We start from the raw sequence: 24,140 nt of genomic DNA on the forward strand, positions 1-24,140 counted from the left end.
ATGAGCTTCGTCACTGTCGAAAACCTGCAAAAGAACTATGCCAGCACCGCTGTGTTCAGCGACATCAACTGCGTGATCAACCAGGGCGAATTCGTCACCCTGCTCGGCCCGTCCGGCTGCGGTAAGTCCACGCTGTTGCGCTGCATTGCCGGGCTGACCTCGGTCACCAGCGGCAAGATTTTTCTCGATGGCAAAAACATCGTCCCCGTGTCGCCACAGAAGCGCGGGATCGGCATGGTGTTTCAGAGCTATGCGTTGTTCCCGAACATGAACGTGGAGCAGAACGTCGCCTTCGGTTTGCGCATGCAGAAGGTCAGCGCCGAGGAAACCAAGCAGCGCGTGGCGGAGGTGTTGAAGCTGGTCGAGCTGAACGAGCTGGCCAAGCGTTACCCGCACCAGATGTCGGGCGGGCAATGCCAGCGTGTGGCGTTGGCCCGCTCGCTGGTGACCCGCCCTCGCCTGCTGCTGCTCGATGAACCGCTGTCGGCACTCGATGCGCGGATTCGCAAACACCTGCGCGAACAGATTCGTGCGATTCAGCAGGAACTGGGCCTGACCACGATTTTCGTGACCCACGATCAGGAAGAAGCGTTGACCATGTCCGACCGGATTTTCCTGATGAACCAGGGCCGGATCGTGCAAAGCGGCGACGCCGAGACCTTGTACACCGCGCCGGTCGATGCGTTTGCCGCAGGCTTCATCGGCAACTACAACCTGCTCGAAGCCGACGCCGCCAGCCGCCTGATGCAACGCCCGATCAACAGCCGCGTGGCGATTCGTCCGGAAGCCATTCAACTGAGCCTCACCGGCGCGCTGGAAGGCGAAGTGCGCAGCCACAGTTTGCTGGGCAATGTGATTCGCTACCGCGTCGAAGCGCGAGGGGTGGAGCTGGTGGTCGACGTGCTCAACCGCTCCGCTGACGACTTGCACCCGAACGGCCGCCGCGTCACCCTGAACATCGAAGCGTCGGCGTTGTGTGAAGTGGCGTGACTGGCTGAGCGCTGTACCTGTAGGAGCGTGGCTTGTCCCGCGACCTGCCGGGAACCGGCAGCAAATTCAGTAAACGCGGTGTGTCAGGAATGCAGGGTCGTCAGGTTTTAGGACGGGTGCCCCGTCCATCGCGGGACAAGCCGCGCTCCTACAGGTCCGCGCAGGCCAACCGATCTGTGTATGTTTTGATTTAAGAGGACCAACACCATGGCACTGGCCATTTTCGATCTGGACGAAACCCTGATTCACGGCGACTGCGCCAGCTTGTGGAGCGAGCAGATGGGGCGTCTGGGCTGGGTCGACCCCGAGTCGTTCATGGAGAAAGACCATGAGCTGATGGAGGCCTACAGCAAAGGTGATCTGGCGATGGAGGACTACATGGCCTTCAGCCTGGAACCCATGATCGGTCGCACGCCTGAAGAGGTGGATTTCCTCGTCGGCCCTTGGGTCGAGGACTACATCGAACCGATCATTTTCAGCGACGCCACCCGCACCATCGCCGAACACCGCGCCAACGGCGACCGCATCCTGATCATCTCCGCCTCCGGTGTGCATCTGGTAAAAGCCATCGCCGAACGCATCGGCGTCGACGAAGTGCTGGCCATCGATCTGGAGGTCGCCCACGGCGTCTACAGCGGCAAGACTACCGGCGTGCTGACCTACCGCGAAGGCAAGATCACGCGGTTGATGGAGTGGCTGGATCAGGAAGGCGAGAATCTGGAAGGGGCGAGTTTCTACTCCGATTCACGCAATGATTTGCCGCTGTTGCAGAAGGTCGACTTCCCGCATGTTGTAAATCCCGATGCGGTGCTAAAAGAAGCGGCAGAACAGGCGGGCTGGCCGATTCATCGCTGGAAATAAGGCTGATCGCTCAATTGCAGCTCTGACCGACGGTCGGGCGACCTGTCATTTGTGACAGTAGGCAAAAGCCCCCGGCTCGGCGTTCAATGACTCCTGACATTCATGGACAGGAGTCTCGAACATGGCTACGCCTAAAGCCAAACCTCTTTTCACTGCTTCGGCGCCGAATGAAGTGGAAATCTTCAACGGCAGCACGTCTTTAGGGAAGACAAACGTCGCTGAAGACGGTACATGGAGCATTGCTGTCACCAACCTGACCGTGACCTCACATGAACTGATTGCCAAAGCGCTGTATGGCAGCATGCCTGTTTCCACACCTTGGCGGCTGACCGTCGAGGCCAAGGCAAGGCCAACGTTAACAAGCGTCCGCGACGCCAAAGGCGAAGTTGCCAATGGTGGCTCAACCACGGACACAACCGTCACCGTGTCCGGCGGGGCGGCCGAAAGCGAAGACCTTGAAATCTACGACGGGGCGGCGTTGAAAGGCACCGTCACAGCTGATTCTGCTGGCAGGTGGAGCATCATCATCAGCTCGTTGGCGCTGGGTGCTCACTCGTTAAAAGCCGTCGCGCTCTATGGCAACGGAGCCGAATCCGCCGCCCGGACATTTACCGTGCAGTCTCCTGTGCCCGACTTCGTGCTCGACCGTTCGCCCGTGACGCTCAACGGCAGATTTTACGGGCTGGCCGGTCATCCTGGCCGAAACCCCCTTGCTTGGCCTGCGGGGACAACCGCCCAGAGATCGCCCTCCAGCGGCGTCCCACCCTATACGTATGCAACTAGCGACGGGACAAAACTACGCGCCGATAACGATGGAAAGATTTATTCGGCGGCCAATGGAACCGTGACGGTCACCGTCACAGACAGCGCGGGCCGCTCCGGCAGTTATTCGGTGACGGTCTCAAACGTTACACGGGTGCTGGGGTTGGCTCAGGGCAACTACAAGACAGCTGGAGAGAAGGCAGCCGCCGCAGGAATGAGCGTTCCCTCCATTGATGCCCTTGAGGCCATCTTTGCCCTCTACGGAAACACCTTCCCTATGGGCAACGCGAACTACTGGTCCAACACAGCCGCCCCAGGAATAGCCATGAGACACGTCAAAAATCTAGTCACGGGCCAACGATCAACCCTCACTCAAATCGCTAACGCCAATGTTGTTGGCGTTAGCTGAACGACGCGCCCCGCCAGACCTGGCGGGGCGAGTCACACAGCCGGCAGTTCGTGGAGTCAACGAGGATGTTTCAAATCAGATGCTCATCAATCACCAACACCACCTTCCCCGACACCTGATTCGTCGCCAGTTCCGCGTAAGCCTCTTCCGCTTCGAGGATTGGAAAGGTCCGCGCCAGCTGTGGCTTGAGGCGCCCTTCGGTGAACAGCGGCCAGACGTGCTGACCCAGATCGGCGAGCAGATCGGCCTTGAACTGATCGTCGCGACTGCGCAGGGTCGAGCCGAGGATCTGGATGCGTTTGCCGAGGACCAGCGCCAGGTCGAGTTCAGCCTTGCGTCCTCCCATCAAACCGATCAGGACCAGACGACCGTCGGTCCCCAGCACCTTGAGGTTCAGCGCGGCGTAATTGGCACCCACCGGATCAAGAATCACGTTGAACGGCCCGAAGTCGCTGAGGCCGTCCAGGCTTTCGCTGCGGATCACCCCGCCCTGTGCCCCGAGGTCTTCGCAATACTTCAGCCGCTCTGCCGAGCCAACACTGACCCAGCACGGGCTGCCGAACGCCTTGCACAGCTGAATGGCAGCTGAACCAACGCCACTTGCTCCGGCGTGCAGCAAGACTTTTTCACCTGGCTTCAGACCGGCCAACTGGAACAGGTTGAGCCACGCCGTTGCATACACTTCGGGAATGCCCGCCGCTTCATGCAGCGACATGCCCGCTGGCACCGGCAAAACATGCCGTGCGTCGACCACGACTTCTTCGGCCATCGCCCCGCCTGCAACCAGCGCGCAGACGCGGTCTCCCACGGTCCAGGAGGTGCCCGGCCCCACTTCGGCGATCACCCCCGAACACTCCATCCCCAGAATTTCGGTGACGCCCGGCGGTGGCGGATACAGACCCGCGCGCTGCAACAGATCGGCCCGATTGAGCCCGGCCGCTGCGACCTTTATGCGAACCTGGCCCACATCGAGCGTCGGTGATGGCTGTTCAACCCATTCCACATGACCTTCAACGCCTTGCAATGCTTTCACGGTGCCTCCATAGTGAGTCTTGACTGAGCTCGATGTGCCTCGCGGCCGTTCGGGCTTTTTGCATTATGCGACCGGGTTTCGCATCAGGTTGTGTGAATACACCACGTGCGACGGCAGGACAAGGCAGCCGAACGCAGTGGTCTTCACGGAGCCTGTAGGGAACCGGCGACCTCAAAGACGGCCTAATATGCGTTATCAATTGTCCCCGCGTCGAATCAGCATGAAGCATTTTTTGCCCAGCACCACCCTTGCATTCCTCATTGGCCTGGCTGCATTGCCAATGTCGGCCAGTTCGTTCGCAGCCAACAGCTGGGACAATCTTCAGCCTGATCGCGATGAAGTCATCGCCAGCTTGAATGTCGTGGAGTTGCTCAAACGCCACCACTACAGCAAGCCGCCGCTGGACGACAAACGCTCGGAAATCATCTATCAGAGCTACCTGAAGCTCCTCGATCCTGCGCGCAGCTATTTCCTCGCCAGCGACATCGCCGAGTTCGACAAATGGCGCTTTCAGTTCGACGACTTCCTCAAGAGCGGCGATCTGAATCCGGGATTCACTATCTACAAACGCTATCTGGACCGCATCAAGTCGCGTCTGGATTTTGCGCTGGCCCAATTGGATAAAGGCGTCGACAAGATCGACCTGACCACCAACGAAACGTTGCTGGTCGATCGCAAAGATGCGCCATGGCCGAAAAACGAAGCCGAGCTCGACGACCTGTGGCGCAAACGCGTCAAGGATGAAGTCCTGCGCCTGAAGATCGCGGGCAAAGACCCGGCGAAGATTCAGGAAACCCTGACCAAGCGCTACAAAAACCAATTGGCGCGCCTCGGCCAGACCCGCAGCGAAGACATCTTCCAGGCGTACCTGAACACCTTCGCGATGTCCTACGACCCGCACACCAATTACCTGTCGCCTGACAGCGCGGAAAACTTCGACATCAACATGAGTCTGTCGCTGGAAGGCATCGGCGCCGTCCTGCAAAGCGACAACGACAACGTGAAGATTGTGCGTCTGGTGCCCGCAGGCCCGGCAGCGAAGACCAAGCAAGTCGCGACGGCTGACAAGATCATCGGCGTTGCCCAGGGCGACAAAGAGATGGTCGACGTGATCGGCTGGCGTCTGGACGAAGTGGTCAAGCTGATTCGCGGTCCGAAAGGCTCCGTGGTGCGTCTGGAAATCGTCCCGGCCAGCAATGCGCCGAACGACCAGACCACCAAGATCGTGTCGATCACCCGCGAGGCTGTGAAGCTTGAAGAGCAAGCGGCCAAGAAATCGATCCTGCACCTGAATCAGGACGGCAAGGATTACAAGCTGGGCGTGATTGAGATCCCGGCCTTCTACCTGGACTTCAAGGCCTACCGTGCCGGGGATCCTGAGTACAAGAGCACGACCCGTGACGTGAAAAAACTGCTGACCGAATTGCAGTCCGAGAAAGTCGACGGCGTGGTCATCGACCTGCGTAACAACGGCGGGGGGTCGCTGCAAGAAGCCACCGAGCTGACCAGCCTGTTCATCGACAAAGGCCCGACCGTGCTGGTGCGTAACGCTGACGGTAAGGTCGACGTGCTGGAAGACGAAAACAGCGGCGCGTTCTACAAAGGCCCGATGGCGTTGCTGGTCAACCGCCTCTCGGCCTCGGCTTCGGAAATTTTCGCCGGCGCCATGCAGGACTATCACCGCGCACTGATCATCGGCGGCCAGACCTTCGGCAAAGGCACCGTGCAGACCATTCAGCCGCTGAACCACGGCGAGCTGAAACTGACGCTGGCGAAGTTCTACCGGGTGTCCGGTCAGAGCACGCAACATCAGGGCGTCCTGCCTGACATCGCCTACCCGTCGATCATCGACACCAAGGAAATCGGCGAAAGCGCGCTGCCGGAAGCGATGACCTACGACACCATCAAGCCTGCGATCAAGCCGGCGGTGGACCCGTTCAAACCGTTCCTGGCCCAGCTGCAATCGCGTCACGACGTGCGTTCTGCCAAAGACGCCGAGTTCGTGTTCGTCGAACAGAAACTCGCGCTGGCCAAGAAACTCATGAGCGAGAAGACCGTCAGCCTCAACGAAGCCGAGCGTCGCGCCGAACACGCCGACATCGACGCCAAGCAGCTGGTGATGGAAAACACCCGTCGCAAGGCCAAGGGCGAAGAACCGCTCAAAGAGCTGAAGAAAGAAGACGAGGACGCACTGCCGGTGGACGACGACAAGACCAAGCCGGAAGACGATGCGTACCTGGCTGAGACTGGCCGGATTCTCCTCGACTACCTCGGTTTGAGCGGGACAGTGGCGAAGAAGTGAGCAAAGCAGAACGGGCGTACGAACCTTCGCCCTCCCTGTAGGAGTGAGCTTGCTCGCGATTGCGTCAGGCCGGCCGGTTAGCTAAATGCATCAGGCAGACCGATATCGCGAGCAAGCTCACTGCTACAGTCCAGTGGGATCATGAAAGACGACGAGGTGATGGCAAAGCGTCATCAAACAGTCATGAATCTGTCGTGAAATACGGGGCTCGGCGCCAGGCGTCGAGCCCCTTTTTCTTGCCCCGAGATTGCCATGACCGTGACCGAACAGCTGAGCGCCTTGATTGCGATTTTGACTCACCGCGACTTGCACAGCCTGTTCCAACCGATTGTGTCGCTGCCGGATCGCCGGATCCTTGGCTACGAAGCCCTGACCCGCGGCCCGTCCAACAGCGCCCTGCACTCCCCCATCAGCCTGTTCGCCGTTGCCCGTCAGACCGGGCGCCTGAGCGAGCTGGAACTCGCCTGCCGCGAATCTGCCTGCCGACGTTTCAGCGAACAGAAACTGGAAGGCAAACTCTTCCTCAACATCTCGCCTGAATCCCTGCTGGAGCCTTCGCACCCGCCCGGACGCACATTGCAGCTGTTGCAGCGCTACGGCATTCCGCCGAGCCAAGTGGTGATCGAACTGACCGAGCAAACGCCGACCGACGACTTCGGCCTGCTGTACAACGCGTTGTATCACTACCGCGATATGGGGTTTTCCATCGCACTGGACGACTTGGGCGCGGGCTATTCCAGCCTGCGCCTGTGGTCCGAGCTGCGCCCGGATTACGTGAAGATCGACCGCCACTTCATCGACGGCATTCATCAGGATGCCGTGAAGCGCGAGTTCGTCGGCTCCATGCTGCAGATGGCCAAGGCCTCCCGGGCGCTGGTGATCGCCGAAGGCATCGAATTGCAGGAAGAGCTGGAGGTGCTGATCGACATGGGCGTCGAGCTGGTGCAGGGCTATCTGCTGTGCCGCCCGCAAGAACATCCGCCCCGCGACGCTCGCGCGCTGCTGCCGATGCTCGGTCCGAGCGCAGGGAGTTTCAATGGCGCAGTGGGCGACCTCGATTTGCTGCTCAACACTCAACCTGTGGTGCTTGAATCCACGCCGATTGCTGATGTGCTGGAACTCTTTCGTCGCCATGGCGATCTGCACGCCCTGGCCATCGTGGATGAAGGTCATCGCCCCGTAGGCGTCGTCCATAGGAATGCGCTGTCGGACCTGCGTGTAACCACTCGCGCCTGATGGGGCCACTGATCGATGGCGAACGCCGCCCTGCCGGGCCGCGATGATCTAACTCGGCTTGACCTCTTCCGCGTATTCGAACTCGAACACCCGCACGACTTCAGCGGCGTGCCAGGAAGCAGCAGCGATGCCGTCGGAGGGGCCGGTGAAACGGCCGAGGCGTTCAGCGCATTCGAAGAAGCCGGTGCGCGGCAGACGGCTGGCGCCCTGACTGATGACCAGCGAGCTGCGCAACGGCTGTTCGGCGCGGGCGTCGAGGGCGGCGAGGTGTTCGAGGGCGGCGGTCAGGGTTTGCATCGCCGGAGTCGGCAATTGCAGGCGTTCAAGCAAGGCGCGGTAGGTGACCAGATGGCGTTGGCGACGGGCGAGGTCCAGCTCACTCAGGAGCGCCTCCCAATGCTGACGGCTGATGCGCACGCTCATGCTTCACCTCGCCAGCCCGGCACGCCCAATTCCCAGGCGAGACTGCGCTGTATGGCGGCGTCGGGCTCGCGGTTTCCGCTTTCGATCATTTCCAGATAAGAAGGGCTGATCCCCACCGCTCGGGCCAGTACGGCCAGCTCGACACCCTTGGCCTGACGCAGTGACCCCAGTTGGTCGAACGAGGGCAAATCCGAATCGGCAGCGGCGGACGCGGCAGACTGGACGGACGGGGCTGCCTCCGGTGCTCGGGACACGCCCGCCGCCTTCAACAGCGCCTGATACTCCGCCCATGGCAACACCGCGTATTCTGGCTCTCCATCGCGAGAAATAACCTGAAGATCCATAACCACCCCCTGTAGGACGAATAGCCGTTTCTTGTAATCTTTTTCTCTGTATTGGCGGCATCTTACCAGCGGAAGAGGGGCAAAGGCGTACGGGGGATCGACAGAGTTTTCTCATGAACGACGTTTTGGGGGATTGGGATGCCGGTGAGCTGACCTGTGGATCGGGCGGGAGCAGATCAGCTGTCAGTCTTTCTTTTCTTGCTCCAGCACTTTCGGCGTCGAGGGCAAACGCTCGACCACAGCAAGCTTTTCCGGGCTCTGCCGCTCACGCCAGGCGCGGAATGCGCTGAGTTCGGCTTCCAGGCTCTTCATCACCCACGCCAGGACCGCGATGTCGTCTAGCATGCCCAATCCCGGAATCCAGTCTGGAATGGCGTCTAACGGGCTCAAAAAATACATCAGCCCCGCCACCACCGACAAAATAGCCTTGCCACTGATGGCCCGGTACTCACCGCGCCAGTACGCCAGACACAGTGCCTGCAAGAGCTTGAGGTCGTCCTTGAGTTTGCCCAGCCGGTTGCCATCGCTCGCGGCCTTGCCCGCCACCGCGAACAACAATGCGGGCAAACGACCTGCTGCCATCAACCGCTTGGCCATGGGCAGGTAACGAATGAAATTCCAGGGTGCTTTCATATTCACTCCAGCGATATCGATAAAAATCGACCAAATGGCCCATCGCCCTCGATGGAAGAACCCGACCTGTAAACGCTCTTTTTCACGCACAAAAGGTTATCCACACAAATTGTGGATAACCTTGTGAACAGAGCCGGTTTACGGCGCTGAAACGCCCGTTTTATAGGGCTCTGCCTTAAATCGCGCGTTTTTTACTCACATAAATAAACGCAAAAAATCGTTGACTTGAGGGTTGGCCGAGGCTACCCACGACAGTTAAAAACCTGACGCATCGTTCAGCAAATGCCGACATTGCTCCATCTGCCAACGGTATTGGGACTGCCCTCTCCCTGCCCCGTTCGATTTATTTTCGGCAAAAACGAAAATGCCCCGTCGAGACGGGGCATTTCTGTTCAAGCGGCAATCGACGGATCGATTACTTCTTGGCAGCAGGCTTGGCAGGTTCTGCTGCCGGGGCAGCTTCTTCTTCCTCGTCCGCTGCGCCAGCGGCGTCGTTGCCGGCAGCAGCCGGGTCCTTGATGCCCAGCAGTTCCAGGTCGAAGACCAGAACCGAGTTGGCCGGGATCATCGGGCTTGGGCTTTGAGCGCCATAAGCCAGATCGCTCGGGATGTAGAGCTTGATCTTCTCGCCAACGTGCATCAGTTGCAGGCCTTCGACCCAGCCTGGAATCACACCGCTGACCGGCAGATCGATCGGGCTGCCGCGCTCGACAGAGCTGTCGAACACCTTGCCGTCAGTCAGCTTGCCTTCGTAGTGAACGGTCACGACATCAGTCGGCTTGGGTACTGGGCCATCGGCTTGCTTGATGACTTCGTACTGCAGGCCAGAAGCGGTAGTGGTCACTTCTTTACGCTTGCCGTTTTCTTCGAGGAATTTCTTGCCAGCGGCTGCCGACTCTTCGCTCATCTTGGCCATGCGTTCTTCAGCACGCTTTTGCAGCTCGCCGAAGGCCGCAACCAGCTCTTCGTCTTTCAGTTTCTGTTCTTTCTTGCCGACGGCATCTTCGATACCCAGCGCTACGGCTTTGGAATCCAGATCGTCCATACCTTCTTGAGCCAGGCTCTTGCCCATGTTCAGGCCGATGCCGTAGGACGCTTTTTGTGCCGGGGTTTTCAGCTCAACGGTGCTGGCTTGCTTATCACAGCCCGCGAGTACCAGACCGACCAGGGCAATCGCCGCTGCCAACCGATGCTGTTTCATCCTGTTTCCTTGTTCATGCGCCGAAAGGGCAAACGAGTAAAGCCGCGAGCTTATCAGGCCGCCGCGATCAATGGCTACCGGCATGAGAGGGGGAAAAGGTCGATAAGTTCAGGTAACCAAAGGTTTTCTCGTTCTATCGAGAAAACGGTTCAGTTTTGGTTCAGGCGGCTTCTGCGGTTTCTCCAGCGCTCGCCGCCGGACTCAGCGACGGCTCAGGCCTGGGGAGCCGGCTTGCTGACGAAAGCGGTGGAACGATCACCGACAAATTAGGATGAAACCCTCAGTAAACGTCCCTCACGTAGCGCTTCTGCTCGACCAACTGCCGCAAATGCTCGACCGCCCGCTCTTCGCTCAGGCCACCTTGGGTCGCGATTACGTCACGCAGCGCCTGATCGACGTCTTTGGCCATGTGCGTGGCGTCACCGCAGATATAAAGGTGCGCGCCGTTCTGCAACCAGCGCCAGAGTTCGGCGCCTTGTTGCCGAATGCGGTGCTGGACGTAGATTTTTTCGGCCTGATCGCGGGAAAAAGCCAGGCTGAGTCGGTTCAGCAGCCCGCCTTTTTGCATCCCTTGCAGTTCGTCGCGGTAGTAGTAATCGGTGGCCGCGTGCTGCTCGCCGAAAAACAGCCAGTTGGCGCCCCGATCCCCTCTCGCCTGCCGCTCTTGCAGGAAAGCCCGAAACGGCGCCACGCCGGTGCCCGGTCCGATCATGATCATCGGCACATCGCCGTCGCGGGGTGGGCGAAAGTGCTGCGTCGGTTGCAGGAAAATCGGCACCGGGCTGTCGTCCGCTCGATCGGCGAGAAAGGTCGAGGACACGCCTTTGCGTTTGCCGTATCGAACCGCAGACACCGTCAGATGAACTTCATCGGGATGGGCTTTTGAACTGGAGGCGATGGAATACAGGCGCGGTTGCAAGGGTTTGAGCTGTTCCAGTAGCGCCTGCGCTGAGCACTGGATCGGATATTCGCGTAGCACATCTGCGAGCTGCCGCCCCCACAGCCAGCTTTTCAGCTCGCCCCTGAGGGATTCACCGAGCAGGACCTTCAGTTCCTGACTGCCGCTGCGCTCGGCAATGAAATTCAGCATCTCCGGGGTGGGCCGGGCGATCTCCAGATACTCAGTCAGTGCCTGACGCAGCGGGACATCCCCAGCCTTGGCGACGTTTACGGGCTGCTCGCCCTTGAGCCCTGTGAGGTCGAGTACTTCATCGACCAGCGCAGGGCAGTTGCGCGGCCACACGCCCAAAGCGTCGCCTGCTTCATAGGTCATGCCCGAATCCCCGATCGTGAGCGCGAACTGGCGCGTGTCTTTGCTTGCGCCCTGCCCGTTCAAGCGCCGATTGATCGAGAGCCGGGCGTGATGAGGACGTGTGCGGGTCGGCTGATCGCTGATCGTTTCCTGCATCTCGGCAGCAGGCAGCTCCAGCGCCAGCGCCTGCTGCAATGCCTTGAACCACATTTCGCCCGACGCCTGAAAATCCCCGTCACAATCGACCCGGTTCACCAGCGGCGTTGCGCCCAGTTCCGACAAGCGCTGATCAAGATTCCGACCGTGCTGGCAGAAGCGGTCATAACTCGGATCGCCCAACGCCAACACGGCGTAGCGCAGCGATTCCAACCGCTGTTGTTGCGCACTCAGGGCCTGCCAGAAACCTTGGCCGTTGTCTGGAGAATCGCCGTCGCCGAAGGTGCTGCTGATCAGCGCGATGTTGCTGACTTCACTCAAGCGCTTCGCCGAAAAACTGTCCATCGCCGACACCTGTACCGGCACGCCTGCCGAGCGCAAACGTGAGCCGAAGCCTTTGGCCAACGTCTCGGCATTGCCGGTCTGCGAGGCCCACAGCAGGGTCAAGAGTGGCTCGCCCTCAGCCTCGTCCACGGCGTCATCTTCTGTCTGCGGCAGGTCGAGAAAGCGATGGCCGATCAGCTCGACCTTTTTCAAGGCGACCGCGCAGAACTTGAATGCCGGCTGCCGGGAAATCGGATCGATGGCGTCGCTGGTCACGGCGTTGATCGCGAGGTGTTCGCCGTACACGTCATTCCAGTGAAACGGCGCGAAGCAATTGCCGGGACGGACGCGGTCGGTGATCGTGGCGGGCAACACGGCATGGCCTCTCGCTGAGCGGATTTCCACCGCATCCTTGTCGGCGATCCCCAACGCAGCGGCGTCGTCCGGGTGAATTTCGACGAAGGGGCCGGGGTTGAGTTTGTTCAGCGTTGCGACCTTGCCGGTCTTGGTCAGCGTGTGCCATTGGTGCTGCACGCGGCCCGTGTTGAGCACCATCGGAAAGGTATCGTTGGGCAGTTCGGCGGGCGGCATGTGCGGACGCGGCAGAAACACCGCCTTGCCGTTTTCGGTGGCAAACACAATGGCGGGACGCTGGCCGCTCTCGTCCTTTTTCAGCGTCTGACTGACGCCATCGTTCAGGTAACGAATCGGGTTGCGGGTGCCTGGGTCGTCCGGCGCGCAGGGCCATTGCAGTGGCTGTTCGCGCAAGCGCGCATAACTGGCGCCGCGAATGTCGTAGCCGGTTTTCGGGTTCCAGGCCTGTTTGATTTCCTCGAACACGTCTTCCGCCGAGGTGTAGCCGAAGGCGTCGGCAAAGCCCATTTCACAGGCCACGCGGGCGATGATTTGCCAGTCGGGCAAGGCCTCTCCCGGCGCATCGACGGCCTTTTGCGTGAGGTTCAGGTTGCGCTCGGAGTTGATCATCACCCCTTCGGATTCTGCCCACAGCGCGCCCGGCAGAAGTATGTCGGCGTAGCGGTTGGTTTCGGTGTCGAGGAAGGCGTCCTGAGTAATGACCAATTCGGCAGACTGCAACGCTTCGATCACCGTAGCGCGGTTGGCGACGCTGACGACCGGGTTGGTGCAGATAATCCAGCAGGCTTTGATCGCGCCGTCGCGCATCTGCTCGAACAGATCAATGGTGCCGCCGCCAACGGTCTGGCCGAGGCTACTCTGGGGGATCGACCACAGCGCTTCTATAAAGGAACGGTCCTGTTCAACGAGGACCGAGCGCTGTCCGGGAAGTCCCGGCCCCATGTAGCCCATTTCCCTACCGCCCATGGCATTGGGCTGGCCGGTCAGGGAGAACGGGCCACTGCCCGGCCGGCAAATCGCGCCGGTCGCCAGGTGCAGGTTGCACAACGCGTTGGTGTTCCAGGTGCCATGAGTGCTCTGGTTCAGGCCCATTGTCCAGCAGCTCATCCAGTCCGGCGCCTTGCCGATCATCGCAGCCGCCTGACGAATATCGGCCTCGGCCAGTCCCGTCATTCGCGCCACATGGGCGGGCGTGTAATCGGCCAGAAACGATGGCATCGCCTCCCAGCCCTGGGTATAGGACGCGATGAAGTCGGCATCAATATCGCCACTTTCGTACAGCAGGTGCAGCAGGCCGTTGAGCAACGCGAGGTCGGTCCCCGGCTTGATCTGCAAAAACAGGTCGGCTTTGTCCGCCGTGGCACTGCGCCGGGGATCGACGACAATCAGCTTCGCCCCCGCCTTGACCCGATCCATCATGCGCAGGAACAGGATCGGGTGACAGTCGGCCATGTTCGCGCCGATCACGAAAAACAGGTCGGCCTTGTCGAAATCGTCGTAGGAACCGGGCGGGCCATCGGCGCCCAGCGACAGCTTGTACCCGCTGCCCGCACTGGCCATGCACAGTCGCGAGTTGGACTCGATGTTGCGGGTGCGCACGAAACCCTTGGCCAGTTTGTTCGCAAGGTACTGGGCTTCCAGCGACATTTGCCCGGAGACATAAAAGGCCAGCGCGTTCGGGCCGTCGCGGTCGAGGATCGTGCGCAGGCGCTGAGCGGTTTCGCGGATCGCCACGTCGATGGGTGTGCGCACGGGGTCTTGGCGGCGCTCGTGACGCAGGTAAGCCGACTCCATGCGTCCGGATTCGGCAATCGCCTGGCCGCAGGTGGTGCCTTTGGTGCACAGGCGACCGTGGTTGGTGGGGTGGTCTTTGTCGCCGCTGACCTTGATCACGCGGTTGTCTTCGACCTGCATGACGATGCCGCAGCCGACGCCGCAATAAGGACACACACTTCGCACGCTGCTGCTCGCCATCTGCACGTTTCCCGAGGCCAAAAAAAAGGCGCCCTGTCCTCCTCCGTCTTTAGAACGGGGAGTACACGGCGCCTTTGTCGTGAAGGACGGCAATCTGTGTTGATTGCCTTTGCAGGTGACATTGCAAGGGACAGGCCAGCGGGTTGAACATCGCCGGGAAGTGCACGGGCGCATGGCGATGGCGGCTTTGGGGGTGCTGCCGCTGACACGGCGTGCTGCCACAGGTTGGGGCGATGACGGCAAAATCGCACCGATGTCGTGCTGAATCGGTACGACACTCACACACACTCACCCGGTCTGGGCTCTTGATTCTGGCCGCAGGCCGTGGGAGCTGGCTTGCCTGCGATCGGCTGCGCAGCAGTCGCAAATCTGACGACTCGGTATGCCTGACGCAACGGAGGTGCCCGATTTTGCTGCCGCTTCGCCCCAGATCGTAGGCAAGCCAACTCCCACGCCCTTCGGGCAGAAGCCAAGGTACGTAGCCTGACGTTCGGTGCGCATTCCCCTCGCTGGCACACCCATTGCTACATCCATTCCAAGTCCAGCCACACATGCGCGGCTGGCGGCTCTGGCGGGTCAACGACGATCTGCCGCCGGGCTCAGCACGTTGCCGGCGACACCGCTGTCGCGACAACCCATAAAGAACAGGCAAAGGCGCCTGGAACCGAGAGGTTCCGGGCGCCTTTTTTTTTGCGTTTGAAAAACCTGATTGGCTTAGGCCGGGAATCGATATGAACACTACTGTCGCCTCGCTTGATGATCTGCAAACCCTGATCGTGGTCGGCAACGGGATGGTCGGTCATCACTGCGTCGAGCAACTGATCGCCGCCGGTGCCCTCTCGCGCTATCGCGTTCACGTCTTCGGCGAGGAAGGCCAGCGCGCCTACGACCGCGTGCACCTGTCCGAGTATTTCGGCGGTCGGGATGCCGAGTCGCTGGCACTGAGCGATGCCTCGTTATATGAACAGCTCGGGCTGACCCTGCATCTGGGCGTGCCGGTGCTGGAGATTGACCGGGGGCGCCGCGAGGTGATCACCGCTCAAGGCTGCTTCGGCTACGACAAGCTGGTGCTGGCGACCGGCTCTTACCCCTTCGTGCCGCCCATCGAAGGCGCGGAAGGCAACTCGCGTCTGGTCTATCGCACGCTGGACGATCTGGACACCATTCGCACCGCTGCGAGCCAGGCGACGCGCGGGGTGGTGGTCGGTGGCGGCTTGCTCGGCCTCGAAGCCGCGAACGCGCTGAAGTCATTGGGTCTGGAAGCCCACGTCGTCGAATTCGCCCCGCGCCTGATGCCGGTGCAACTGGACGACTTCGGCGGCGCGGCCTTGAAGGCCCGCATCGAAGCTCTGGGCGTGGGTGTGCATCTTTCTCGCGCCACGCAGTCGATCAGCAAGGGTGAGCAGTACCGTTACCGGATGAATTTCGCAGGCGACGAATTTCTCGAAACCGACTTGATCGTGTTTTCCGCAGGCATTCGTCCGCAAGACGCCCTCGCCCGCCACTGCGCGCTGGAACTAGGGCCACGGGGTGGCATCGCCATCGATGAGCACTGCCGCACCAGCGATGCCGACATTTTCGCCATCGGTGAATGCGCGGCCTGGAACGGCAGTGTTTTTGGCCTGGTGGCGCCGGGGTATCAGATGGCGCGCAATGTCGCCGCGCAATTGTGCGATCTGGACGCCGAGCCATTCTTCGGTGCCGACATGTCCACCAAGCTCAAGCTGCTGGGCGTAGACGTCGGTTCGATTGGTGACGCCCATGGCGCGCTGACCGGCGCACGCAGCTACCGCTTCATCGACGAAGCCACGGCCAGTTATCGTCGTCTGGTGGTTTCCGCCGATGGCAAACAGGTGCTCGGCGCCGTGCTGGTGGGCGACAACAGCTATTACGACACCCTGCTGCAATACGCGCAGAACGGCATCAAACTGCCCGCCGACCCGTCGAGCCTGATCATGCCGCAAAGCGAAGGCGCGCCGACGCTAGGCGCCGACACATTGCCCGCCACCGCGACCATCTGCTCCTGCCACAACGTCAGCAAGGCCTCGATCTGCTCGGCCATCGACACCGGCTGCACCGACCTTGCCGGGCTCAAAGCCTGCACCAAGGCGGCGACCGGGTGCGGCGGGTGTGCGGCGCTGCTGAAAAGTGTCTTCGAACACGAACTGACCGGCCGTGGCGTGGCCGTGGACAAGAGCCTGTGCGAACACTTCGCCTACACCCGGCAGGAGCTGTACGCCTTCGCACGGGTGGAAAACATCGAGACGTTCGAGCACATGCTAGCTCTCCACGGCAAAGGCCATCTTGGTTGCGACATCTGCAAGCCAGCGGTCGGCTCGATCCTTGCGTCTTGCTGGAACAAGCCGATCATGGACCCATCACTGGTGCCGTTGCAGGACACCAACGACACGTTCATGGCCAACATGCAGAAAAACGGCACCTATTCGGTGGTCCCGCGCATCCCGGCGGGAGAGATTACCCCGGACGGTCTGCTGGCAATTGGCGCGGTGGCGAAGAAATACGACCTGTACACCAAGATCACCGGCGGCCAGCGCATCGACCTGTTTGGCGCGCAGCTGCATGAATTGCCGGACATCTGGGCCGAGCTGATCGCGGCCGGGTTCGAGACCGGGCATGCGTACGGCAAGTCGACGCGCACCGTGAAGTCCTGCGTGGGCAGTACATGGTGTCGGTATGGCGTGCAGGACAGCGTGAGCATGGCGTTGCGCATCGAGGACCGTTACAAGGGCCTGCGTTCGCCGCACAAACTGAAGTTTGCCGTGTCGGGTTGCACCCGCGAATGCGCCGAAGCCCAGAGCAAGGACATCGGCGTGATCGCCACCGAGAACGGCTGGAACCTGTACGTGTGTGGCAACGGCGGCATGCGCCCGCGTCACGCCGAGCTGTTCGCCACGGACCTGGATGACGAGACGCTGATTCGCTACATCGACCGGGTGTTGATGTTCTACATCCGCACCGCCGACAAGCTGCAACGCACGTCGGTCTGGCGCGAATCGCTTGAAGGCGGGCTGGATTACCTGAAAGCCGTGGTCATCGACGACACCCTGGGGTTGGCCGTCGAGTTGGAGGAACAAATGCAGCTGGTGGTCGATCGTTATGAATGCGAATGGGCGAATGCGCTGAAGAGCCCGGAAAAGCTCAAGCGCTTCCGCACCTTCGTCAACGACAAGAGCGCCGACCCGGACATCCATTTCGTCAAGGAGCGCAGCCAGCGTCGCCCGGCCCGCAGCCACGAACTCAACCTTATCCCTGTCGAGGAGATCGCACGATGAACCAGGTCCACGCGTCGATGAAAGACCTTTCGCACACCCAGGCCTGGCGCGCCGTCTGCGCCCGTCAGGATCTGGTGCTCAATTCCGGCGTCGTGGCGCTGATGGGCAACGTGCAAGTGGCGCTGCTGTACGTCGCCTCGATCAGCGGCACCCCGCAGTTGTTCGCCGTGGACAACCGCGACCCGGTGTCGGGCGTGAACGTGATCGGACGCGGATTGATCGGCAGCCTCGCCGGGGATCTGGTGATCGCCTCACCTTTATATAAGCAGCATTATCGGTTGGACGACGGCACGTGCCTCGAAGACCCGGCGCTGAAGTTGCGGACGTGGCCCGTCAGGTTGACGGGGGATGTGGTGGAGGTGGATGTGGGGTAACACGGCCTTTAGCCAGAATCAAACGCGAGCGTGTGCGCACATCGATCTGCTTCTGCCGAAGGCGTGGGAGCAAGCTTGCTCGCGATCTGCCGGGCACCGGCAGCAAACCCGACAAACGCGGTGTGTCAGACACAACCAAGGTGTCCGGTTCTACTGCTGCTTCGCAGCAGATCGTAGGCAAGCCAACTCCCACGGCCTTTGGCCAGAATCGAGGGCAGCACAGGTCGAGCATCGGCGTCTGGCGAGAGCCCGCTCTTCGGCCAGAATCAACAACGGATCGAGCCCCAAGCATCACCAAATCCCAGGCACAAAAAAAGCGACCCTAAGGTCGCTTTCTCTGTCGTTACGAGGAGTTCAAGGGCCTCGTAACTCAATATGGCGCAGCGGACGGGACTCGAACCCGCGACCCCCGGCGTGACAGGCCGGTATTCTAACCGACTGAACTACCGCTGCGCGTAACACCTTTCAACGAGTGGTGGGTGATGACGGGATCGAACCGCCGACCCTCTGCTTGTAAGGCAGATGCTCTCCCGGCTGAGCTAATCACCCTTGTCTCTCGGTGTGGCGCGCATTCTACGGAGCGATCAAACCTCTGGCAAGCACTTTTTCAAATAATTTTTATAATCCAACCAAAGGGTTACATCAGGGTTGGCCGCAGGGTCGCAGCAGCGAATAATGCCCCCCTTTGTATAAAGGAGAGCTGTTCCCCATGTGGTTCAAAAACCTGCTTGTCTATCGCCTGACCCAAGACCTGCCGTTTGACGCCGAGGCGCTGGAAACCGCATTGGCGACCAAGCCTGCACGCGCTTGTGCCAGCCAGGAGTTGACCACTTACGGTTTCATCGCCCCGTTCGGCAAGGGTGAAGACGCGCCATTGGTGCACGTCAGCGGCGATTTTCTGCTGATTTCCGCGCGCAAGGAAGAACGCATTCTCCCCGGCAGCGTGGTCAACGACGCGCTGAAAGAGAAAGTCGAAGAAATCGAGACCGAGCAAATGCGCAAGGTCTATAAAAAAGAGCGCGATCAGCTCAAGGACGAAATCATCCAGGCCTTCCTGCCGCGCGCGTTCATCCGCCGCTCGGCCACCTTCGCCGCCATCGCGCCGAAGCAAGGCGTAATCCTGGTCAACGCCTCCAGCCCTAAACGCGCCGAAGACCTGCTCTCTACCCTGCGTGAAGTGGTCGGTTCGCTGCCGGTGCGCCCGGTGACCGTGAAGACCGCGCCGACCGCCGTCATGACCGATTGGGTGAAGACCGGCCAGACCGCTGACAACTTCTTCGTCCTCGACGAATGCGAACTGCGCGACACCCACGAAGACGGCGGCATCGTGAAGTGCAAGCGTCAGGACCTGACCAGCGACGAAATCCAGCTGCACTTGAGCACTGGCAAGGTCGTCACCCAGCTGTCTCTTGCCTGGCAGGACAAACTGTCCTTCGTGCTGGACGACAAACTGGGCATCAAGCGCCTGAAGTTCGAAGACCTGCTGCAAGATCAGGCTGAACAGGACGGCGGCGACGACGCGCTGGGCCAACTGGACGCCAGCTTCACCTTGATGATGCTGACCTTCGGCGAGTTCTTGCCGGAGCTGTTCGAGGCGTTGGGTGGTGAAGAGATTCCCCAAGGTATCTGACAGCCCGACGCGGTATAAAGCATCACCTGCTGCGCCGTCGCTCATCGACGGCGCAGTGCTGATCGACACTTATAAATAGAGAAACCTAAGGAGCAAGCCATGCGTGCCCTGGCTGCGTTGAGTCGTTTTGTCGGTAATACCTTCGCGTACTGGGTGCTGCTGTTCGCCGTATTGGCGTTCCTGTTCCCGGACTGGTTCATTGCGCTGAAAACCCTGATCGTCCCGCTGCTGGGGCTGGTCATGTTCGGCATGGGCCTGACCCTCAAGCTTGAAGACTTCTCCGAAGTCGTGCGCCATCCGTGGCGTGTGGCGTTGGGCGTGGTTGCGCATTTCGTGATCATGCCGGGTGTGGCGTGGTTGCTGTGTCAGGTGTTCCACCTGCCAGCGGAAATTGCCGTCGGCGTGATTCTGGTCGGTTGCTGCCCAAGCGGCACGTCGTCCAACGTCATGACCTGGCTGGCCAAGGGCGACCTGGCGCTGTCGGTGGCCATTGCCGCCGTCACCACCCTCCTCGCCCCGCTGTTGACGCCGGCGCTGATCTGGCTGCTGGCGTCTGCCTGGCTGCCGGTGTCTTTCATGGATATGTTCTGGTCGATCCTGCAATTCGTGATGCTGCCGATTGTGCTCGGCGTCGTTGCGCAAAAGGTCCTGGGCGAGAAGGTGCAATACGCCGTCGACGTGCTGCCGCTGATTTCGGTGGTGAGCATCGTGATGATCGTCTGCGCGGTGGTGGCGGCCAGTCAGGCGAAAATCGCCGAGTCGGGCCTGCTGATCATGGCCGTGGTCATCCTGCACAACACCTTTGGTTTCGGCCTGGGCTATTTCACCGGCAAGCTGTTCAAACTGCCGCTGCCCCAGCGCAAATCCCTGTCGCTGGAAGTCGGCATGCAGAATTCCGGCCTCGGCGCCGCCCTGGCCGCCGCGCACTTCTCGCCACTGGCGGCGGTGCCGAGCGCGCTGTTCAGCGTGTGGCACAACATCTCCGGCGCGCTGCTCTCGACGTACTTCCGGAAGATGGAACCGGATGCGGTGGCGGCGGAAGACAAGCCGGTGGTGAGCTGATCGGCCATGTGTCAGAGCGGGCGGCTTGTCTGACACACCACCGATCAGCAATGTGTCAGAGAAGGCATCTGGTCTGACACACCCCAATCACCCTGTGGGAGCGAATTCATTCGCGAAGGTATTTCAGGCGGCACATTCCTATCGGCTGAACCCTTTTCGCGAATGAATGCGCTCCTACAGGAAACTGCACTCCGCATCAGAACCGCAGCGCCTGATTAGCGCATTTCCCCTCTCAACGCCGCCACCCGCTCACGCACGAGCGCAGGTTGCGACTCCTCCCCCGCCATCGCAGGCCCTGCCACCAGGGTCACGCGCGACCACAACCGACGGAACACACCTTTGTTCGGATCGCGGCTGAAAAAGCTGCCCCACAACCCCTGCAACGCCAGCGGGATCACCGGCACGTCGGTCTCTTCCAGCACGCGGGTCATGCCGCCTTTGAACTCGTCGATGTCGCCCGTGGTGGTCAGTTTTCCTTCGGGGAAGATGCACACCAACTCGCCTTCCTTGAGGTATTCGGCGATGCGCTCGAAGGCAGCGTCGTAGATCAACAGGTCTTCGCCACGCCCGGCAATCGGGATCGCGCCAGCGGTGCGGAAGATGAAGTTCAGCACAGGGATGTTGAAGATTTTGTAGTACATGACGAAGCGGATCGGCCGACGCACCGAGCCTGCGATCAGCAACGCATCGACGAACGACACGTGGTTGCAGACCAGCAAGGCCGCGCCTTCGTCAGGGATTTGTTCGAGGTCGCGGTGCTCCACGCGGTACATGGAATGGCTGAGCAGCCAGATCATGAAACGCATGGTGAATTCCGGGACGATCTTGAAGATGTAGGTGTTGACCGCGATGTTCATCAGCGAGACGACGAGGAACAGTTGCGGGATCGACAGCTTCACCACGCTGAGGAAGATGATCGAGACAATCGCCGAGACCACCATGAACAGCGCATTGAGGATGTTGTTCGAAGCGATCACCCGCGAGCGCTCTTTCTCCGGCGTACGCGACTGGATCAGCGCGTACAGCGGCACGATGTAGAAGCCACCGAACACGCCGATGCCAAGGATGTCGAGCAGCACCCACCACGCCTGACCGTAACCCAGCACGGCCAGCCAGTTGTTGGCCTGAACGTTCTGCGGGAAACCGCCGGAATGCCACCACAGCAGTAGGCCAAACACGGTCAAGCCTGCCGAACCGAAGGGCACCAGGCCGATTTCCACTTTGCGTCCCGACAGCCGCTCGCAGAGCATCGAACCTGCGGCAATGCCGATGGAGAACACGGTGAGGATCAGGGTGACGACGGTTTCATCGCCGTAGAGAAACTCCTTGGCGTACGCCGGAATCTGCGTCAGGTAGATCGCACCGACAAACCAGAACCAGGAGTTGCCGACGATGGAGCGCGACACCGCTTTGGTCTGGCCGAGGCCCAGTTTCAGGGTGGCCCAGGATTCGCTGAAGATGTTCCAGTTCAGGCGCATTTCCGGGCTGGCGGCTGCGGCGGGAGGAATGCCGCGACTGGCGAGATAACCCAGGCACGCCACCAGCACCATCGCGGTCGAGACGATGGGCGCGTAATGGGTGGCCGACATCATGATCCCGGCGCCGATGGTCCCGGCGAGAATCGCCAGGAAGGTGCCCATTTCCACCAGACCGTTGCCGCCCACCAATTCGTTTTCGTGCAGGTGCTGGGGCAGGATCGAGTATTTCACTGGCCCGAACAACGCCGAGTGGGTGCCCATGGCGAACAGCGCGGCGAGCATCAACGACAGGTGATCGAACAGAAAGCCGACAGCGCCGACCACCATGATGCCGATCTCCAGCACCTTGATCATGCGGATCAGCCGGTCTTTGGGGTACTTCTCCCCGAACTGCCCCGCCAGCGCCGAGAACAAAAAGAACGGCAGGATGAACAGCAAGGCGCAGAGGTTGACGTAGATCGAACGGTCACCGTCGATGGCGAGCTTGTAGAGGATGGCGAGGATCAGCGATTGCTTGAAGATGTTGTCGTTGAAGGCCCCGAGGGACTGGGTCACGAAGAACGGCAGGAAACGCCGTTTGCCCAACAAATTGAACTGCGACTGACTCATCGTCCAGGGTCCTGAATGGCGCCGCTATCGGCTTTTGGATTGGAACGCAGGAGAGCCGATCCGAGCCACATTGAAGACGCAACAGGCGTTTCTGTCGATGCACATTTTCTGTGGGAGCAAATTCATTCACGAAGGTATTTCAGGCGGCACCTCTCTATCGGCTGAACCTTTTTCGCGGATGAATTCGATCCCACAGTTTGATGTCGTGCAGGCAGTGAGAACCTTACCCTTTCAAACCCGCAATACACGGCGAGACGAACAGCGTTCCTTTATAGGCACCTACCACGGTGCGTTTCATGATCACTAGCCACAGCGCCGCCAGACCGGCGACCAGCACGCTGCCGAAGACCGAAAAGAACCCCAGATTCAACACCGCCCCCAGCTTCAGCGTGGTCAACGCAAACACGCCCAACGGAAAGGTAAAGCCCCACCAGCCGAGATTGAACGGGATGCCGTTGCGCAGGTAACGCGCCGTGATCAGCACGGCCATCAGCAGCCACCACACACCGACGCCCCAGAGCATGATCCCTGCGATCAACCCCAATCCCGCCGCAATCTCGCCCACACCGGGCAATCCAGTGGCGGCGAATATTTGTGGCGACTCAGCGCCCAGCACCATCAAGCCGAACGCGCCGGTGCTGATCGGCCCCAACGCCAGCCAACTCGACGCTGCCATGTTTTCGTGGGGCAGTTTGTGCAACGCCATGCGCAGCAGAAGGATCGTCAGAATGCTGAACGCCACGGGCACCGACAACGCCCACAGCACGTAACTGGTGATCAACACGCTGAACTGGCTGTGGGTGTCCGTCAGATGCGGCGCCAGCAACCCCCCACTGGCCGCCGCCACTTCCGCCGCGACCACGGGCAGCAACCATACCGCTGTCATTTGGTCGATGCTGTGCTGCTGGCGGGTGAACATCATGAACGGGATCAGCACGCCGCAGCCCACCGACATCGCCACGTCCAGCCACCAGAGCAGTTCTGCGACGGGCACCACACCGACGCCCCAGCGCGGCAGGCCGAACGTCAGCAGCCCGTTGATGATCGTCGCCAGCCCCATAGGGATCGTGCCGAAGAACATCGAGACCGTGGAATGCCCGAACACTTGCCGCGCTTCGTCGAAGAACATCATCCATCGAGCGGTGTAGAGGACGCTGAAGGTCAGAAACAGCGCGATGTTCAGCAGCCACAGGGCTTCGGCCAACTGGAACAGGCCGGGGACATGAACGGGCAATTGCGTGAGCACCGCCGAGAGAATCCCGGTGCCCATGGTCACGGCGAACCAGTTGGGGATGAATTGGCGGATGACTTCGCGCGGGTGGCTCAGTTGGCTGAAGGGCCTGCTCGCGGCGACGAAAAAACTGTGACTCATGGGATGGCTCCTGTCCTCGTGTGAGGTGATCTCCATGGTAGGGCGTC

16 protein-coding genes, 2 tRNA genes and 1 pseudogene are annotated in these 24,140 nt (G+C 60.6%); 9 read left to right on the forward strand and 10 right to left on the reverse strand.

Going from position 1 to position 24,140, the window contains the following annotated elements; all coding sequences use genetic code 11:
• From GVN17_RS01115 to GVN17_RS01125, 3 genes are all read left to right on the forward strand, one after another.
• Entirely contained in the window at positions 1–990 is a 990-nt protein-coding gene (locus GVN17_RS01115; RefSeq protein WP_166593384.1) for an ABC transporter ATP-binding protein, read from the forward strand.
• 207 nt (positions 991–1,197) lie between these two features.
• Positions 1,198–1,851 carry an HAD family phosphatase gene (locus GVN17_RS01120; protein WP_166593385.1) on the forward strand — a complete coding sequence of 218 codons (654 nt, stop codon included), beginning with the start codon at positions 1,198–1,200 and terminating at the stop codon, positions 1,849–1,851.
• Between the two features lie 121 nt (positions 1,852–1,972).
• Positions 1,973–3,022, forward strand: coding sequence for a hypothetical protein (locus GVN17_RS01125; RefSeq protein WP_166593386.1), 1,050 nt, complete (start codon positions 1,973–1,975; stop codon positions 3,020–3,022).
• 70 nt (positions 3,023–3,092) lie between these two features.
• On the opposite strand, the gene GVN17_RS01130 is transcribed toward GVN17_RS01125, so the two are convergent.
• The gene (locus tag GVN17_RS01130; RefSeq protein ID WP_166593387.1) at positions 3,093–4,055 is read right to left on the reverse strand and encodes an NAD(P)H-quinone oxidoreductase; all 963 of its coding nucleotides are present in this window, start codon (positions 4,053–4,055) and stop codon (positions 3,093–3,095) included.
• Positions 4,056–4,275: 220 nt separating this feature from the next.
• Between GVN17_RS01130 and GVN17_RS01135 the strand changes: the two genes are divergently transcribed.
• Both GVN17_RS01135 and GVN17_RS01140 read left to right on the forward strand, forming a co-directional pair.
• A complete protein-coding gene (locus tag GVN17_RS01135) occupies positions 4,276–6,357 on the forward strand; it encodes a carboxy terminal-processing peptidase (protein WP_178115692.1) in 2,082 nt (693 codons plus the stop codon).
• A 252-nt stretch (positions 6,358–6,609) separates the two neighbouring features.
• Positions 6,610–7,569: pseudogene (locus tag GVN17_RS01140) on the forward strand (EAL domain-containing protein); the annotation flags it as partial.
• Between the two features lie 72 nt (positions 7,570–7,641).
• Here GVN17_RS01140 and GVN17_RS01145 read toward each other — a convergent pair.
• The 5 genes from GVN17_RS01145 to GVN17_RS01165 form a co-directional block, all read right to left on the reverse strand.
• Positions 7,642–8,016: a hypothetical protein gene (locus tag GVN17_RS01145; protein ID WP_166593390.1), complete on the reverse strand. Its 375-nt coding sequence runs from the start codon at positions 8,014–8,016 to the stop codon at positions 7,642–7,644.
• Positions 8,013–8,360 carry a helix-turn-helix domain-containing protein gene (locus tag GVN17_RS01150; protein ID WP_166593391.1) on the reverse strand — a complete coding sequence of 116 codons (348 nt, stop codon included), beginning with the start codon at positions 8,358–8,360 and terminating at the stop codon, positions 8,013–8,015. Before GVN17_RS01150 ends, GVN17_RS01145 begins: the two co-directional genes overlap by 4 nt.
• A gap of 183 nt (positions 8,361–8,543) precedes the next feature.
• On the reverse strand, positions 8,544–8,993 hold the full coding sequence (locus GVN17_RS01155; RefSeq protein WP_166593392.1) for a YkvA family protein: 450 nt from the start codon (positions 8,991–8,993) through the stop codon (positions 8,544–8,546).
• Between the two features lie 415 nt (positions 8,994–9,408).
• Positions 9,409–10,194 carry an FKBP-type peptidyl-prolyl cis-trans isomerase gene (locus GVN17_RS01160; protein ID WP_166593393.1) on the reverse strand — a complete coding sequence of 262 codons (786 nt, stop codon included), beginning with the start codon at positions 10,192–10,194 and terminating at the stop codon, positions 9,409–9,411.
• Positions 10,195–10,474: 280 nt separating this feature from the next.
• Positions 10,475–14,275 carry a bifunctional nitrate reductase/sulfite reductase flavoprotein subunit alpha gene (locus GVN17_RS01165; protein WP_166593394.1) on the reverse strand — a complete coding sequence of 1,267 codons (3,801 nt, stop codon included), beginning with the start codon at positions 14,273–14,275 and terminating at the stop codon, positions 10,475–10,477.
• Positions 14,276–15,006: 731 nt separating this feature from the next.
• Here GVN17_RS01165 and nirB point away from each other — a divergent pair.
• Positions 15,007–17,568 carry a nitrite reductase large subunit NirB gene (gene nirB, locus GVN17_RS01170; RefSeq protein WP_166593395.1) on the forward strand — a complete coding sequence of 854 codons (2,562 nt, stop codon included), beginning with the start codon at positions 15,007–15,009 and terminating at the stop codon, positions 17,566–17,568.
• Positions 17,565–17,942, forward strand: a complete 378-nt coding sequence (gene nirD, locus GVN17_RS01175) for a nitrite reductase small subunit NirD (RefSeq protein ID WP_166593396.1) — start codon at positions 17,565–17,567, stop codon at positions 17,940–17,942. The genes nirB and nirD overlap by 4 nt, the downstream gene beginning before the upstream one ends.
• A 376-nt stretch (positions 17,943–18,318) precedes the next feature.
• Here the strand turns inward: nirD and GVN17_RS01180 are convergent.
• Positions 18,319–18,395, reverse strand: a tRNA-Asp gene (locus GVN17_RS01180).
• 20 nt (positions 18,396–18,415) lie between these two features.
• Positions 18,416–18,491 (reverse strand) — tRNA-Val (locus GVN17_RS01185).
• Positions 18,492–18,651: 160 nt separating this feature from the next.
• On the opposite strand from GVN17_RS01185, the gene rdgC reads away from it, so the two are divergent.
• Entirely contained in the window at positions 18,652–19,572 is a 921-nt protein-coding gene (gene rdgC / locus GVN17_RS01190; protein WP_166593397.1) for a recombination-associated protein RdgC, read from the forward strand.
• 99 nt (positions 19,573–19,671) lie between these two features.
• Positions 19,672–20,634, forward strand: coding sequence for a bile acid:sodium symporter family protein (locus tag GVN17_RS01195; protein WP_166593398.1), 963 nt, complete (start codon positions 19,672–19,674; stop codon positions 20,632–20,634).
• 215 nt (positions 20,635–20,849) lie between these two features.
• Here GVN17_RS01195 and GVN17_RS01200 read toward each other — a convergent pair whose 3' ends face one another.
• Entirely contained in the window at positions 20,850–22,721 is a 1,872-nt protein-coding gene (locus tag GVN17_RS01200) for an MFS transporter (protein WP_166593399.1), read from the reverse strand.
• Between the two features lie 223 nt (positions 22,722–22,944).
• Positions 22,945–24,093 (reverse strand): TDT family transporter, encoded by a 1,149-nt coding sequence (locus GVN17_RS01205; protein ID WP_166593400.1) that lies wholly within the window; start codon positions 24,091–24,093, stop codon positions 22,945–22,947.
• Between the last annotated feature and the right edge of the window lie 47 nt (positions 24,094–24,140).

Source organism: Pseudomonas sp. SLFW (assembly GCF_009905615.1).
Taxonomy (GTDB): Bacteria; Pseudomonadota; Gammaproteobacteria; order Pseudomonadales; family Pseudomonadaceae; genus Aquipseudomonas; species Aquipseudomonas bambusae.